We start from the raw sequence: 15,682 nt of genomic DNA on the forward strand, positions 1-15,682 counted from the left end.
ATGACGGGCACGGCCACCCGGCGCCCGGCCCGCCGGCCCGGCGCCCGGCAGTTCGTCCCGCCGCAGCACGGCGCCTGGGCGATGCTGGCCGTGCCCTGGCTCGGCGGCGTGCTCACCGCCGGTTTCCACTGGGTGCACCTGCCGCTGCTCGGTGCGTGGCTCGCCGGGTACCTGTGCTCGTACTACGTCCTGCAGGCGGTCAAGACGCGCCGCCCGGCCCGGTTCCGGGCGCAGCTGCTGCTGTACGCGCCGCTCGCCGCGGTCCTGGCCGGCCTCGTCGTCGCGGTCCGGCCGCAGGTCCTCGCGTACGCCCCGGTGTACGCGCTGCTGTCGGCCTGCAACGCCCTCTACGCGCGGCGGCGCCGGGAGCGGGCGCTGCTCAACGACATCGCCTCGGTCGTGCAGAGCTGCGTCATGGTCTTCGTCGCCGCCACCGTCGCCGGCACCCCTCCGGGCGAGGTCGTGCCCGTGTTCGCCGCGGTGCTGCTGTATTTCACCGGCACCGTGCTGTACGTCAAGACGATGATCCGGGAACGCGACAACCCCGCGTACCTCCGGGCGTCGGTGACCTACCACGCGGCCGCCGCCGCGGCCGCCACGCTCCTCGGCGCCCTGCCGGCGGTCGTGTTCACGCTGCTGCTGGCGCGCGCCGTGGTCATCCCCCGGTTCCGGCTCGCCCCGAAGCACGTCGGCATGATCGAGCTCGGTGCCTGCGTGCTGCTGCTCGCCGCCGTCACGACCTGACCGGACGCTGTCCCGGGCCACCGCGGTGACCAGTGCATCGCTGACGTCGGCGCGCCGATCGGTAACTGCGGTCACGAGGATCGTTCCTTCCACAATGGGGTCCTACGCCGGATGCTAGGCAGATCCGGGGACCCCAGGTCGCCTGGTTGCGCGGACTGCAACCAAGCGACCCGGCACCGCCGCGTCGCGACGCGCCGTCCGCTGCGTCAGTCCTCCGTCGCCGGGCCGGCGGCGGGCACCGGGGCCAGCTGACGGGAAACGGTGAGCAGGGCGTAGCCGATCAGCGCCACGAGCAGTCCGAGACCCATCGCCATGGCCGCGACGCCGAAGGACACCACCGACGTGAACAGCGACGCGCGCAGGAACGAGCCGTTCATGACGGTCGCCCGGGTCGGGTCGCTCTTGTCGAGCTCGGCGTACGTCTTGCCGTTGCTGGCCTTCAGCGCGTGCTTCTCGATGACCTGCGCCTCGGAGTACGCGGTGAGCGGTCCGTCGATCTTCTCCCCCGCGAACCAGTCCGCGTCCTCGGACACGGTGATGCGTTCGTCCGCGAGCTGGCCCTGCACGGTGAACCAGGTGCCCGCACCGGCGACGAGCATGACGAGCCCGGCGAGCATGACCAGGACGGACAGGACCCGAACGGTCCGCGCGGGCGCTGCCTGCCGGCCGGCCGATTGTGCTGTGACGCTCATGAGATGCCTCCGTTGCTTCGACGGCGCCCACCGACGGACACCGAGAAGATGATCTCATGCGGCTTTCCCGTCGCCACCACTGCACGCTCCTGACGTGCTGCTCGGGAGCAGTCCGCGCATCGGCCCGCCGGCGGCCGCGGCAACGGCACCGGACCGGCAACCCGGCGGGAACCCCACCACGCCGCACACGCCGGATCGTTGACATCGGGCGTCCGCGCTCGGCGGGTCGCCCCGCGACGCCCAGTCCGACCCACGGATGGAACGGACCGCCGCGTGGCGGAAGACAGGAGGCACCGGTGCTCAGCATGCTGGAGGCGCCCGCGCGCGGCAGGACGGACATCGCGGTGGCGCGGCAGGAACTGCGGCTGGAGCCGGACCCGGCGCGGGTCGTGGCGCTGCCGTTGAACTTCGCGCCCGCGGTGCTGGCGGAGCGGGTCGAGCGGGTCCTGCGCTTCACCGACGAGCAGGCCGGCGAGGCGCTGCGGGACATGACCGCCCGCTTCGGCTGGCGGCACCGGGACCTCATCGCGCAGCTGCGCCGCCGCTGGGCCGAGCTCGTCGACCTGCTGCACCTCGACCCGTCCGGCGTCGGTGAGGACCGGCGGCTGCTCGCGGCCGCATACACCACCATGGAGTACGCGGTGGAGGCCGCCGCCCTGTGCAACCCGTCGATCGTGCCCGCGCCCGACCAGCGCGGCGCCGGGCCGGGCGAGCTGCGCGTCGTGGTCAGCCTGCGGGCGATCGGTGAGGGGCACCGCTCGACGGTGGAGTTCCGCACCGGCACGGTCGGCGCCGCCGGGCGGCTGCGGCTCGACCCCGCCGGCCGGTGGGCCACCCCAGGCCGCGTCACCGCCGGCACGGACGGCGGCGCCGGTGGGTACACGGTGCGCTTCGACCCGGCGACACCGCTGGACGAGCGGGTCCTGTACGCGGCGTCGCCCGACGAGACGCTCGGGCTGGAGGACGCGCGGTTCGTGCCGCTGCAGCTGCCCGGCGGCTCGACCAGCTGGGCGGCGACGTACACCGCGTACAACGGCCGGGACATCACCATCAAGCTGATCCGCACCGACGACTTCGCCACGTTCACGGTGCGGCCGATGACCGGCCCCGGCGTGTCGGACAAGGGCATCGCGCTGTTCCCGCGGCAGGTCGGCGGGCGCTGGTGGGCGCTGGGCCGCCAGGACGGGCAGCGGCTGTTCGTGATGACCTCGCAGGACCTCGTGCACTGGGGCAGCCCGCAGCGGCTGGCCGAACCGGTGCACGACTGGGAGCTGGTCCAGATGGGCAACTGCGGCTCGCCGGTCGAGACGCCCGCCGGCTGGCTCGTCGTCACGCACGGCGTCGGCATGCTGCGCCGGTACGTGATGGGTGCCATGCTGCTGGACCGCGACGACCCGAGCGTGGTGCTCGGCCGGATCGAGCGGCCACTGCTGGAGCCCGACGACGACGAGCGGGAGGGGTACGTGCCGAACGTGCTGTACTCGTGCGGCGGGCTGGTCCACGAGGGCCGGCTGGTGCTGCCCTACGCGTACTCGGACCGGGCGTGCTCGGCGGCCTCCGTCGACGTCGAGGAGCTCATCGCCGCGATGCGCTGAGACCAATGGTCCCACTTCGCCGATCACTGTCCGCCACGTGAGCGATACCGAGCGTGAGCATGCAGGATGCCCGGGGAAGGACCAGCGTGACCACCGTCCAGACCAGAGCGAAGCGCCGGGCCGTCGGCACCACCCGCGAACACCTCGAACAGGAGCTGGCCAGCAACCTCTACTACCAGCGCGGCACGGCCACCCAGTCGGCCAGCAGCTACGACGCCTACTACACGCTCGCCCTGACCGTCCGTGACCGGCTGGTGGACCGGTACGCGGCAACCCGTGGGAGTTCGCCGCGCCCGACGACCGGCAACTGGCCGGCTTCTACGGCACCACGGAGCCGGTGGACGACGACCCGACCGGCCTGCGGCGCCGCTGGATCCCCGGCGAGGTGGTGCGCGGGGAGCCGAGCCACATGCTGGTCCCGGGGCACGGCACCCAGACGGTCAACATCATCCGCCTGTGGCAGGCCCGGGCCAGCCGCCAGTCGTTCAACCTCGAACGGTTCAGCGCCGGCGAGTACGTCGAGGCCGTCGAGGACATCGTGCGGTCGGAGAACCCCAGGCCGTCCGACACCGCCCCACCGGTCGTCCGGCAGGACCGACCCGGTGAACCCGTCCTCGCCGCCCTGCTCGAACAGCAGCACCGCGCGGCCCGCATCGCCGCCGCACGCGGCCGTGTCCCGCAGCAGCGGCACGCGCCCGCGGCGCCGCCGGGGGCCTCCGGACGCGCCGCTGCTGCGCGAGCTGGCCGGCGACCCCGCGTTCGCCGGGGTGAAGCTCGTCGCCGAGCCGTGGGACTGCGCCGGGTACGCCCTCGGCGCCTTCCCGCCCGGCTGGGTCGAGTGGAACGACCGCTACCGCGACGACCTGCACGACTACTGGCGCGGCCGGGCCGGGCGCGGCGCGCTCGCCACCAGGCTCGGCGGGTCGTCGGACGTGTTCGCCGGCCGCGGCGCGGTGGCCTCGCTCAACTTCAGGTGCAGTGGAAAGCCGCCCGCCGGGCTGTGGAAGCCCCGGCGGACGGCCTGGTGGACCCCGGTCAGGAGCTCCCGGCGTCCTCGACGATCTCGATGACCTGCTCGACCGGCAGGCGGGGCGTGTGCGCCGGTCCGGCGTGGTCGGGGTCGGTGGTGCCCAGGCGCAGCACCAGGAACGGGTAGCCGACCTCGCCGAGCATGCGCCGCAGCGCCTGCCGGGTGAAGTCGAGCTCGATCGGGCTGCTCAGCGGCAGCACCGCGGCGCCGTGGTCGGTCGCGGCGACCCAGACCTCGCTGAGGGCCTCGCCGGCGCGCAGCCAGTCGGCCGGTTCGTCGCCGTCGCCGTACAGCACGGCGTAGGCGGCGGCGGTGTCGTGGCCGGCGCCGGCCTGCAGGGTGCCGCTGACCCCGAAGTCGCGCTCGGCGACCGTGGTCAGGGGCAGCTCCACCGGGATGACGGCGTCGGGCAGGCCGGTGCCGGCCAGCCGGTCGCCGCCGACCCAGGACGCGGTCTCGGCCCGCATCCGCTCGTCGTGGCGTTCGGCGTCGCCGGCGTGCTCGATCATGACGGCGAGCTCGAGGACCTGGTCGCGGTTGAGCACGTGCAGCCGGGCACCGCCGGCCCTGGCGGCATCGGTGATGGCCTGCACGGCCTCCGGGGCGACCGGCTCGTCGCTGACCGCCCGGCGGTCGGTGCGCCGCACCTGCAGCAGCTGCAGCCGGCGCATCGCGGCCGGATCTGCCGTGCCGGGCGCCTCGGCGTGCACGACGGCGAGGGGCTCGCCGGCCGTCCGCTGCACCGTGTAGGTCCAGCCCGCGGCGTCCAGGGCGACGCGGGCGTGGTGCAGCGCCGCGCCGCAGCTGAGCAGCATGAGGCGGCCGGCCGGGTCCTGCTCGCGCAGCTGCCGGTCGGTCACCGCGTACAGCTCCAGCCGGTCGCCACGCACGACCCACCGCCACGGCTGGGTGTTGTGCACGGACGGCGCCAGCCGGGCGGTGTCCGCCGCCCGGGCCAGCGCCTCGCTCGCCGTGCTCATCCCTGGTGTGCCCAGTCGCCGAGGGTCCAGCCGCGCACCTCGGGCATGTCCTCGAGGTGCTCCACCACGTACGCCTCGTGCTCAGCGAGCTTCTGCTCGCACCACGCCTTGAGCTCGGCGGCGCCGCGGGGCAGCCGCTTGGCGTTGTTGATGGCGTCCATGACCAGGTGGTACCGCGACGCGCGGTTGCGCACGGTCATGTCGAACGGGGTCGTGGTAGTGCCCTCCTCGATGAAGCCGCGGACCCGGAACCGGTCGGCGTCGGGGCGGCCGTGCACCAGTTGGTGGATCGCGCCCGGGTACCCGTGGAAGGCGAACACGACATCGACCGAGTCGGTGAACAGCTCGGTGAACCGGGTCGGGCTCATCCCGTGCGGGTGGTCCTTCGGCCGGGGCAGCGTCATCAGGTCCACGACGTTGACGACGCGGACCTTGAGCTTCGGCAGCCGGGCCTGCAGGATCTGCGCCGCGGCGACCGTCTCCATGGTGACGACGTCGCCGGCGCAGGCCAGGACGATGTCCGGGTCGGTGCTGCCGTCGTCGGTGCCGGCCCACTCCCAGATGCCGGCGCCGCGGGTGCAGTGCTCGATCGCCTGGTCCATCGTCAGCCACTGCAGCTGCGGCTGCTTGTCGATGACGATGAGGTTGATGTACGAACGCGACCGCAGGCAGTGGTCGGCCACGGACAGCAGGCAGTTGGCGTCCGGCGGCAGGTACACCCGGGCAACGTCACCGCGCTGGGTGAGCACGACCTGGATCAGGCCGGGGCCTTGGTGGGAGAAGCCGTTGTGGTCGTTGCGCCAGGCGGTGGAGGTGAGCAGCACGTTGAGGCTGGGGACCTTCGCCCGCCAGTCCAGCCGCTTCGCCTCCTGCAGCCACTTGCCGTGCTGGACGGTCTGCGACGCGCTCACCATCGCGAACGCCTCGTAGGTGGCGAACATGCCGTGCCGGCCGGTCAGGTTGTACCCCTCCAGCCAGCCGTGGCAGTTGTGCTCCGACAGGACCTCCATGACTCGGCCGTGCCGGCTGATCGCGACGTCGGCGTCGGTGACCCGCTCCATGAACGCCCGGTCGGAGACCTCGAAGACGGCGCCGAGGCGGTTGCTGTTGGTCTCGTCGGGGCAGAACAGCCGGAACCGGTCGGGGTTGGCACGGTACACGTCGCGCAGCATCTCGCCGAGCCGCCGGGTCGACTCGGCGTGCGAGTCACCGGGGGTGGTCACGTCGACGGCGTAGTCGCGGAAGTCCGGCAGGTCCAGGTCGCGGGTGAGCAGGCCGCCGTTGGCGTGCGGGCTGGCGCTCATCCGCAGGTCACCCTCCGGCGCCAGGCCGCGCACCAGCTCGACCGGCGCGCCCGAGGCGTCGAACAGCTCCTCCGGCCGGTACGAACGCAGCCACCGCTCCAGAATCTCCAGATGCTCCGGGTTGTCCTTCACCCCGGACAACGGCACCTGATGCGAACGCCACGTACCGGTGACCTTGATCCCGTCCACCGTCTCCGGACCCGTCCAGCCCTTCGGCGACCGCAGAATGATCATCGGCCAGTGCGGGCGCTTGCCGTCCCACTCGCCGTCGCGGGCGGCCCGCTGGATCGCCCGGATCTTGCCCCACGCGTCGGCCAGTGCGGCGGCGAACCGGTGGTGCATGCCCGGCAGGTCGTCGCCGGTGACCTCGATGACCTCGTAACCGTGCCCCTCCAGCAGGGAACGCACCTCGGCCGGATCCTTGCGGCCCAGCACGGTCGGACCGGCGATCTTCGCATCGTTGAGGTGCAGGATCGGCAGCACCGCACCGTCATGCGCGGGATTGATGAACGAGATGCCCTTCCACGAGCCCTCCAACGGGCCCGTCTCCGCCTCACCGTCACCGACCACGGCGATCGTCAGCAGGTCGGGGTTGTCCATGACCGAGCCGAACGCGTGCACCAGCACGTACCCGAGCTCACCGCCCTCGTGGATGGAGCCGGGGGTGGTGACGGAGACGTGGCTGGGGATGCCCCCGGGGCTGGAGAACTGCCGGAACAGCCGGAGCAGGCCCGCCTCGTCCTGCGACACGGCCGGGTAGATCTCGCTGTAGGTGCCCTCCAGGTAACCGGCCGCCACCAGCGCGGGGCCGCCATGGCCGGGGCCGGCGAGGTAGATCGCCTCCTGACCGGTACGGCGGATCAACCGCGACACGTGCGCGTAGATCAGCGACAGCCCGGGACTGGTCCCCCAGTGCCCGAGCAACCGCGGCTTGATGTCAGCCGGCTCCAGCGCACGACGCAGCAACGGATTGCCCTGCAGGTAGATCTGCCCCACCGTCAGGTAGTTGTTCGCCCGCCACCACGCATCCAGCTGCGCGACCTCGTCGTCGGTCGGCCGGGCAAGCTCGGCGGTCAAGTTCTCGTCGGTGGTGCGGTCCGCGACAGTGGTCACCGGACGTCCTTTCTCCGATATGCGTGTCAGGCTGGGGTCGTAACAACATCAGTCTGCCCCGGACATACCAGCCCGAGATTACGCCGCCGTGAAGCGCCGCGCAGGAGTGATCGACCAGAAGTTCACGGCTGCCCGGGCAGGCTGACGGTGTCGGTGCCGGAGCGGCGCACGGACGGCGGGACCGGCTCGATGCCGTCGACGGGGACGCCGACGCGCAGGGCGATCGCCGGGTGCCCGACGCCGCCGAGCAGCCGGCGCAGCGCCACCCGCACCGCCACCACCTCGACGACCTCGCTGATCGGCGAGGCGGCCAAGCCGCGGGCGGTGAGCGTGAGCCACACGTCGGACAGCGCCTCACCGGCGGCGACCCAGTCCGCGGGCTCGTCGCCGTCGGCGGCGAGCACCGCGTAGACCGTGCCGCGGTCGGTGCCGGGGCCGGGGTCCAGCGCGGCCGGGCGGGCCAGCTCGAAGTCCCGCGGCGCGATCGTGCGGGGGGTGGCCGGCACGGTGCTGCGCGCGGACACGCCGTCACGGTCCTCGCGGGTCCGGGTCGTCCAGGCGAGCAGGTCGTCGCGGAAGCGGGCGTCGCCGTGCTCGACGTCTCCGGCGTGGGCGACGGCGGAGGCGAATGCGGTCACCTGGTCGTCGCGGACGATGTGCAGGTGCACGCCGTGCCGCTCGGCCGCGGCGCGCAGCTCGTCGAGGACCGCGTCGGTGGGCCGCTCGTCGCCGAACGGGCGGCGGTCGGTGCGCCGCTGGTAGATCGACCGGTACAGCAGGTTGTCCGGCGGGCACGGCTGCCCCTGCCGGACCCGGGCGACCAGGTCGGGGCGGGCCGGGTCGGGCAGCTTGGCGACGTCGGCGGCGAAGCCGGCGGCCAGCAGCGCCACGGTGGCGTGGTGCAGCGCGGTGCCGCAGCTGAGCAGCAGGAGCCGGCCGTCGGGGTCCAGCCCGTCGAGCTGGCGGGACCGGTCGGCCCACAGTTCGGCGTGGTTGCCGGCCAGCCGCCACCGCCACGGCTGCGTGTTGAGGATGGACGGGGCGCGCAGTGCCGCGATCGAGGCCTCGGCGACCTGGTCGATCTCGGCTCGCAGATGCTGTGTCATGGCAGGCTCCCTCGGTGGGCTCAACCCCATCCTTTGCCTGCGGGCCGTTCCGGCGGCAGGGCCGGTGGTCCTGTGTCGATGGGACCACCGGTCCCGGACATCGACGGTCCGCTGCCGTGCGAGCGGGTCAGCCCGTCGCCGCGGCGCGGATGACGGCCCGGCGGATGGCCTCGTAGCCGGTGCACCGGCACAGGTTCGAGGTCAGCAGCTCGCGCAGCCGCTCGGGGTCGCGCACCAGGCCCGGGTCGGACTCGAGGGCGCCGGCGGCCAGCATGAGGAACCCGGGGGTACAGAATCCGCACTGCAGCGCGTGTTCGGCGCAGAACGCCTCCTGCAGCGGGTGCGCGGCGCCGTCCGGGCCGGCGAGCCCTTCGACGGTGCGGACGCCGGCGCCGTCGCACTGCACGGCGAGCATCAGGCACGAGCGGACCGCGACACCGTCGACCAGCACGGTGCAGGCGCCGCAGACGCCGTGCTCGCAGCCGATGTGGGTGCCGGTGAGGCCGCAGTCGTCGCGCAGCGCGTCGGCCAGCGTGCGGCGGGGTTCGACGTCCAGGTCGTGACGGCGGTCGTTGACGGTCAGGCTGACGCGCACGGTTCATCCTCCGGTCGGGGCGAGGTCACGGTGCGCCGCATCGAGCGCCCGGCGGACGAGCACGGCGACGGCGTGCCGCTGATAGGCGGTGCCGGCGTACGGCTGCGGGCGCGGATCCGCGTCCTCGGCGGCCGCGGCCTGCCCGGCCTCGGCGAACGCCGCCGGGTCGAGGGGCCGGTCGAGCAGGACGCGCTCGGCGGCACGGGCGCGGACCGGCCGGTCGGCCGCGTTGACCAGGCCCACGCGGACCTCGTCCACCCGGCCGCCGCGGACGGTGAGCGCGGCGAGCGCGGCGAGCTGGGCGAAGCTGGCGTGGGTACGGCGGTGCTCGGCGAACCCCACCCCGGTGCCGACCGGCAGCAGCGCCAGCCGCACCTCGGTGAGCAGCTCGTCGGGGCGTCGTACGGTGCCGAACGGCCCGGTGAAGAAGTCCGCGGCCGCGACGGTGCGCGCGCCGGCGCCGCCGGTGAGGACGAGCCGCCCGTCGAGCGTGGTGACCACGGCGGGCCACTCGGCGGCCGGGTGGGCGTAGGCGAGGCTGCCCAGCATGGTGCCCCGGGCGCGGACCGGCGGGTGGGCGATGTGGTGCGCGACCCGGCCCAGCAGCGTCCCGAGCGGCCCGTGATCCAGGTCCGCGAAGGCGCTGTGCCGCACCAGCGGCCCGACCCGCAGCGCCGCGTCGGTGACGCCGAGATGGTCGAAGCCGGGCACCCGGTTGATGTCGACCAGCCTGGCCGGCCGTGCGGCACGGTAGTTCAGCTCCAGGATCAGGCTCTGCCCGCCCGCCAGCACCTGGGTGTCGCCGCCGGCGAGCGCGGCGACGGCCTCGCCCGCGCTGTGCGCGACGACGTAGTCGAAGGCCGCCGGCTTCACCGCGCCGCCCCCGCGCGGGCCGCGGACCAGCAGGTGTACGGGGTGAGCGGCATCTGCAGCGCGTCGCGCTCGTCGAGCTGCAGGGCGTCCGCGACGGCGTTGACCAGGGCCGGCGGCACGCCGATGCAGCCGGCCTCGCCCGCGCCCTTTGCCCCCAGCGGGGTGTTCGGGTTCGGCGTGCACGTCTCCTCGAACGTCATCGGCGGCAGCTCCGACACGGTGGGCAGCAGGTAGTCGAGCAGGCCGCGCTGCTCCGGCCGCCCGTCGGCGGCGTACCGGAACTCCTCGAAGAGGGCCTGCCCGAGACCCTGCACCGCGGAGCCGTGGCCCTGGCCCTCCACGATCAGCGGGTTGACCACGACGCCGTAGTCGTCGACCGCGACCAGCCGCAGCACCCGGACCTCCCCCAGCTCCGGTTCGACCTCGACGATGGCGGCGTACGCCCCGAACGGGAACGCCTCCGGCGGCGCGTACGTCTCCTCGGCGCGCAGCGCCCCGGTCGCCGCCACGAGCTCCTCCAGGGGCAGCCGGTGCCCGCCGGACGACAGCGTGCCGGCGTGGTGCTCGACCTCCCGCACGGGCCGCCCCCACAGTTCGCCCGCGCGCCGGCGGGCCTCGTCGACGAGCTTGCCGGCGGCCCGCTGCAGCGCGGCCCCGCCGGTCTGCATGGAGCGGCTGGCGTACGAGCCGATGCCCTTCGGCACCGCCGCCGTGTCCCGCTCGACCAGCCGGATCCGCTCCGGCGCGACGCCCAGGACCGATGCGACCACCTGCGGGAAGGAGGTCTCGTGCCCCTGCCCGGTGGAGCAGCAGCCGGACACCGCCACGAACGTGCCGTCCGGGCAGGCCTCCACCGCCGCGAACTCCTCGCCCGCCCCGGACCGCTCCACGTACGTGCACAGGCCGATGCCCAGTGGTGCGCCGCCGGTGCCGCGCCAGCGGGCCTGCTCCGCCCGCCACCCGTCGTAGCCGATGGTGCGCAGCGCGACGTCGAGGGCGGCCGGGTAGTCGCCGCTGTCGTAGGTGTACCCGGTGACCGTCGGGTACGGGAACGCGTCCGGCTGGATGAAGTTGCGCCGCCGCAGCTCCGCCGGGTCCAGGCCGAGCCGGTGGGCGAGCAGGTCGACGGTGCGTTCGATCGCCGACGCCGCCTCGGGCCGGCCGGCACCCCGGTACGGCGCGGTCGGCGCCGTCGTGGTCAGCACCGCGCGGGTCCGCACGTGCAGCCGCGGGATGACGTACGCGCCGTTGGCCATCATGGACGTCGCCAGCGGCACGAACGCGCCGGTGTGCGGGTACCCGCCGATGTCCGCGTCGATGAGCAGTTCGTAGGCGAGGATCCGGCCGTCGGCGGTGGCGGCCATCCGGGTCCGCTGGTGCTGCCCGCGGCCGTGCGGCGGGCCGGTCAGCGCCTCCGCCCGGTCCTCGAGCCACCGCACCGGCCGGTCCAGGCGGCGTGCCGCGGCGAACACGGCGAGGTACTCCGGGTACGTCTCGCTCTTGCCGCCGAACGCGCCGCCCACGTCCGGCACGATCACCCGCACCCGCTCCTCCGCCAGCCCGAACGCCCCGGCGAGGTCCCGGCGCAGCCGGTGCGGCGCCTGGTGCGAGCACCACACCGTGAACCGGTCGCCGCCGTCCGGGCGGACCAGCACCGCCCGCGGCTCCAGGGACGTGTGGGCCATCAGCTGCTGCCGGTACGAGCCCTCGACGACGACGGCCGCGTCCCGCCACACCGCCTCGTCGACCGGCGCACCGAACTCCTTGACGTCGGCGACGTTGCTCAGGCCCTCGAACAGCGGCGCACCGCCGGCGGCCTCCGTCGGGTCCAGCAGCACCGGCAGCGGCTCGATGTCGACCCCGGCGGCGTCCCGGCCGTCCTCCGCGACGTACCGGTCCGCGGCCAGCACCACCGCGATCGGCTGCCCGACGTGCCGCACCCGGTCGGTCGCCAGGGCCGGCCACGGCCGGTCCCGTGCGGACTGCGGATCCATCATCGGCGGCGTCACCGGCACGTCCGGGAAGTCGGCCGCGGCGAAGGCGGCGACCACGCCCGGCACCGACCGGACCCCGTCGAGCCGGACGCCGCGCAGCCATCCGTGCGCGGTGTCGCTGCGGACGAAGACCGCCTCCAGGCAACGCCGGACGCGCAGGTCCGCCAGGAAGCGGCCGGCCCCGCGGACCAGCCGTTCGTCCTCGCGGCGGCGCAGCCGCGCACCGATCAACCCCGGCACGGGTACCTCCTTCACGCCCGGCGGTCGGGTCAGGCGGGAACGTCGTCCAGGGCGCGCAGGACGGCCCAGGTGACGGCCCCGTAGACCAGGTGCGGCAGCACGTCGCTGACCCAGTCCATGGCCTTCCACGTCCGCGGGTCGCTGACCCCCAGCCCGGCCATCGACGAGTCGGTGAAGGCCATCACGCTCAGCCCGGTCACCACCGCGCCCGCCAGCGGACCGGGCCGGAACCCGAGCCGCCGCAGCGCGCCGTACGCGGCGCCGACCCCAACGCCGGTCAGGATGCCGGACAGGCCGGCCAGCCCACTGACCCGGTTCTCCCGCGCCGCACCACGGCCCGGCACGGACACCGGCACCCGGCCGACGATCGCCTCCACCGTCCGTTCGGGCGTGCTGCTGGCCGGCCTGGCCCGCACCACCATGTCGAGGTACGCCGCGGCGTTGAGCGCCGTCGAACCCGCGGCGCCCGCCGCGGCCCCACGCAGCAGTCCGATCGCCATCGGCGCCCGCTACCCGGCCGCCGCCGGGCCAAACCCGGCCGCGACGCTCCCCCGTCCACCTGGCGGGCGGGGGAGCGTCGCGTCAGCGCCGGGTCATGACCGGGTGGTGCCGTAGTAGGCGGTCCGCATGATCTCGCGCAGGTCGTCCAGCATCGGCATCCTCGGGTTCGCCGGGGCGCACTGGTCGAGGTAGGCGTTCATCGCCTGCTGCGGCAGCGCCTCCAGGAACGTCTGCTCGTCGACGCCGGCGGCCTGGAACGACGGCTCGATGCCGACCTCGGCACGCAGCCGCTCCACGGCGGCGGCGTAGGACTCCACGCCCTCCTGCGGCGTGCGGGCCGGCAGGCCGAGGGCCTGCGCGATCTGCTGGAAGCGTTCCGGGGCCACGTACCGCTCGTACTTCGGCCACGCGGTCAGCTTCGCCGGGACCTGGCCGTTGTGCCGGATCACGTGCGGCAGCAGGATCGCGTTGGTGCGCCCGTGGGCGATGTGGAACGTGGCGCCGAGGGTGTGGGCGAGGGCGTGCACCATGCCGAGGAACGCGTTGCCGAAGGCCATGCCGGCGATCGTGCCGGCGTTGTGCATCTTCTCCCGCGCCACCGGGTCGGTGCTGCCGTGGTGCACGGCCGCCGGCAGGTACTGGAACACCAGCTTGATCGCGTGCAGGGCCAGGCCGTCGGTGTAGTCGTTGGCGTACACGGACACGAACGCCTCGGTGGCGTGGGTGAGGCAGTCGAAGCCGCTGTCGGCGGTGACGTTCGGCGGCAGGTCGGCGGTCAGCACCGGGTCGATGATCGCGACGCTCGGGGTGAGCGCGTAGTCGGCCAGCGGGTACTTCATGCCGGTCTTGGTGTCGGTGATGACGGCGAACGGGGTGATCTCCGCGCCGGTGCCGGACGTCGTCGGGACGCACACCAGCCGGGCGAGCCGGCCCAGGGTCGGGAACGTGAAGGCTCGCTTACGGATGTCGAAGAACTTCTCCCGCATGTCGGTGAACTCGACGCCCGGGTTCTCGTACAGCAGCCACATCACCTTCGCCGCGTCCATCGGCGAGCCGCCGCCGAGCGCGATGATGGTGTCGGGCCGGAACGAGCGCATGAGCTCGGCGCCGCGTTCGACGGTCGCCATCGTCGGCTCCGGTTCGACGTTGTCGAGGATCTGCACGGTGACCGGGTTGGCGCTGCCGCGCAGGACGCCGCGGATGCGGTCGACGTAGCCGAGCCGGGTCATCGTCGGGTCGGTGACGATGGTGACGCGGTGCACGTCGGGCATGTCGCTGAGGTACCGGATGGCGTTGGGCTCGAAGTAGATCTTCGGCGGGACCTTGAACCACTGCAGGTTGTTGGTCCGCCGGCCGATCCGCTTGATGTTGAGCAGGTTGACCGCGGACACGTTGCCGGACACCGAGTTGCGCCCGTAGCTGCCGCAGCCGAGGGTCAGCGACGGCAGGAACGCGTTGTACACGTCGCCGATGCCGCCCTGCGACGACGGGGAGTTCCAGATGATGCGCACGGCCCGGACCCGCTGCCCGTAGGCCTCCGCGGTCGCGGCGTCGGCGGTGTGGATGACGGCGCTGTGCCCGAGGCCGTCGAGCTCGACCATCTGCTCGGCGAGGCGGAACCCCTCGTCCGTCGAGCCCGCCCGCAGCATCGCCAGGACCGGGCACAGCTTCTCCCGGGTCAGCGGCTCGTGCGGGCCGACACCGTCGACGGGCACGAGGATGACCGACGTGTCGGCGGGCACCTCGAAGCCGGCCCCGGTGGCGATCCAGGCCGCGGAGCGGCCCACGACGTCGGCGTTGAGCTTCGCGCCCGCGCAGTTGCTGCCGGCGACGGTGCCGAAGATGAACTGCTCCAGCAGCTGCTTCTCGTGCGGGGTGGCGACGTGCGCGTGCAGCCGCTCGAACTGCGCCACGGCCTGCTCGGCGACGGCCTCGTCGAGGATGACGGCCTGCTCCGACGCGCAGATCATGCCGTTGTCGAAGGTCTTGGACACCACGATGTCGTGCACGGCGCGCACCACGTCGGCGCTGCGTTCGATGTACGCGGGCACGTTGCCGGGGCCGACGCCCAGCGCCGGCTTGCCGGCCGAGTACGCGGCGCGGACCATCCCGCCGCCGCCGGTGGCGAGGATGACGGCCACCCCGGGGTGCTGCATGAGCGTCTGGGTCGCCTCGATGGACGGCGACTCGATCCACTGCACGCAGTCGCGCGGGGCGCCGGCGGCGACCGCGGCGTCGCGGACGATCCGGGCCGCCTCGGCGCTGCACCGCTGGGCGGCCGGGTGGAAGGCGAACACAACCGGGTTGCGGGTCTTGAGCGCGATGAGTGCCTTGAACACCGTGGTGGAGGTCGGGTTGGTGACCGGGGTGACGGCGCAGACCACGCCGACCGGCTCGGCGATCTCGACGATGCCGTTGATCTCGTCCCGGGACACGATGCCGACGCTGCGCAGGCCGGCGAGGCTGTGCGCGATGTGCTCGGAGGCGAAGACGTTCTTGACCGCCTTGTCCTCGAACACGCCGCGGCCGGTCTCCTCGATCGCCAGTTCGGCGAGGCGGCCGTGCTGGCCGAGCGCCGCGACGGAGGCCTTCTTGACGATGTGGTCGATCTGCTCCTGGCTCAGCGCGGCGTAGGCGTCCAGCGCGCGCAGTGCCCTGGTCACCAGCCGGTCGATCGCCGGCGCTGTGGCTTCGACGGGCACGTCGAGCTGTTCGGCGAGCGACGGGGCGAGGATCCCGGTCACCGTCATCACATCCTTTCCCGCAGGGCGGCACGGACCGCTCCGGCCCGCACCTTCATCCTTCGGTGCCCGCGCGGGAGGCCACAGTGCCCGAGGACCCGGGCCGAGGATGCCGAAGGTCCCGCCTCTCGGGCGGCGCCCGCTACGGGACGGGCGCGACTGGACAGCTGGCGG

At 73.7% G+C, this 15,682-nt stretch carries 12 protein-coding genes and 1 pseudogene; 4 read left to right on the forward strand and 9 right to left on the reverse strand.

Going from position 1 to position 15,682, the window contains the following annotated elements:
- Positions 1-744, forward strand: a complete 744-nt coding sequence (locus tag AB0H83_RS27100) for a YwiC-like family protein (RefSeq protein WP_360099188.1) — start codon at positions 1-3, stop codon at positions 742-744.
- A 206-nt stretch (positions 745-950) separates the two neighbouring features.
- Here AB0H83_RS27100 and AB0H83_RS27105 read toward each other — a convergent pair whose 3' ends face one another.
- Positions 951-1,436, reverse strand: a complete 486-nt coding sequence (locus AB0H83_RS27105; protein ID WP_360099190.1) for an aromatic ring-opening dioxygenase LigA — start codon at positions 1,434-1,436, stop codon at positions 951-953.
- A gap of 305 nt (positions 1,437-1,741) precedes the next feature.
- Between AB0H83_RS27105 and AB0H83_RS27110 the strand changes: the two genes are divergently transcribed.
- From AB0H83_RS27110 to AB0H83_RS27120, 3 genes and pseudogenes are all read left to right on the forward strand, one after another.
- Positions 1,742-3,031 (forward strand): glycoside hydrolase family 130 protein, encoded by a 1,290-nt coding sequence (locus tag AB0H83_RS27110; protein ID WP_360099288.1) that lies wholly within the window; start codon positions 1,742-1,744, stop codon positions 3,029-3,031.
- A 307-nt stretch (positions 3,032-3,338) separates the two neighbouring features.
- A pseudogene (locus AB0H83_RS27115) lies at positions 3,339-3,524 on the forward strand (glycogen/starch/alpha-glucan phosphorylase); the annotation flags it as partial.
- A gap of 109 nt (positions 3,525-3,633) precedes the next feature.
- Positions 3,634-4,101 carry a hypothetical protein gene (locus tag AB0H83_RS27120; protein WP_360099192.1) on the forward strand — a complete coding sequence of 156 codons (468 nt, stop codon included), beginning with the start codon at positions 3,634-3,636 and terminating at the stop codon, positions 4,099-4,101.
- Here the strand turns inward: AB0H83_RS27120 and AB0H83_RS27125 are convergent.
- From AB0H83_RS27125 to adhE, 8 genes are all read right to left on the reverse strand, one after another.
- Complete coding sequence (locus AB0H83_RS27125; protein ID WP_360099194.1) at positions 4,067-5,041, reverse strand: nitroreductase; 975 nt, start codon at positions 5,039-5,041, stop codon at positions 4,067-4,069. The genes AB0H83_RS27120 and AB0H83_RS27125 overlap by 35 nt on opposite strands.
- Positions 5,038-7,458, reverse strand: a complete 2,421-nt coding sequence (locus tag AB0H83_RS27130; protein ID WP_360099196.1) for a phosphoketolase family protein — start codon at positions 7,456-7,458, stop codon at positions 5,038-5,040. The genes AB0H83_RS27125 and AB0H83_RS27130 overlap by 4 nt, the downstream gene beginning before the upstream one ends.
- Positions 7,459-7,580: 122 nt before the next feature.
- The gene (locus AB0H83_RS27135; protein WP_360099198.1) at positions 7,581-8,564 is read right to left on the reverse strand and encodes a nitroreductase family protein; all 984 of its coding nucleotides are present in this window, start codon (positions 8,562-8,564) and stop codon (positions 7,581-7,583) included.
- Between the two features lie 127 nt (positions 8,565-8,691).
- Positions 8,692-9,159 (reverse strand): (2Fe-2S)-binding protein, encoded by a 468-nt coding sequence (locus AB0H83_RS27140; protein ID WP_360099200.1) that lies wholly within the window; start codon positions 9,157-9,159, stop codon positions 8,692-8,694.
- A gap of 3 nt (positions 9,160-9,162) precedes the next feature.
- Positions 9,163-10,032: an FAD binding domain-containing protein gene (locus AB0H83_RS27145; RefSeq protein WP_360099202.1), complete on the reverse strand. Its 870-nt coding sequence runs from the start codon at positions 10,030-10,032 to the stop codon at positions 9,163-9,165.
- On the reverse strand, positions 10,029-12,266 hold the full coding sequence (locus AB0H83_RS27150; protein ID WP_360099204.1) for a xanthine dehydrogenase family protein molybdopterin-binding subunit: 2,238 nt from the start codon (positions 12,264-12,266) through the stop codon (positions 10,029-10,031). Before AB0H83_RS27150 ends, AB0H83_RS27145 begins: the two co-directional genes overlap by 4 nt.
- 29 nt (positions 12,267-12,295) lie before the next feature.
- On the reverse strand, positions 12,296-12,766 hold the full coding sequence (locus AB0H83_RS27155) for a hypothetical protein (protein ID WP_360099206.1): 471 nt from the start codon (positions 12,764-12,766) through the stop codon (positions 12,296-12,298).
- Positions 12,767-12,859: 93 nt separating this feature from the next.
- On the reverse strand, positions 12,860-15,517 hold the full coding sequence (gene adhE / locus AB0H83_RS27160) for a bifunctional acetaldehyde-CoA/alcohol dehydrogenase (RefSeq protein ID WP_360099208.1): 2,658 nt from the start codon (positions 15,515-15,517) through the stop codon (positions 12,860-12,862).
- Positions 15,518-15,682: the final 165 nt, after the last annotated feature.

The sequence above is a fragment of the Dactylosporangium sp. NPDC050688 genome, from assembly GCF_040654515.1.
Taxonomy (GTDB): domain Bacteria; phylum Actinomycetota; class Actinomycetes; order Mycobacteriales; family Micromonosporaceae; genus Dactylosporangium.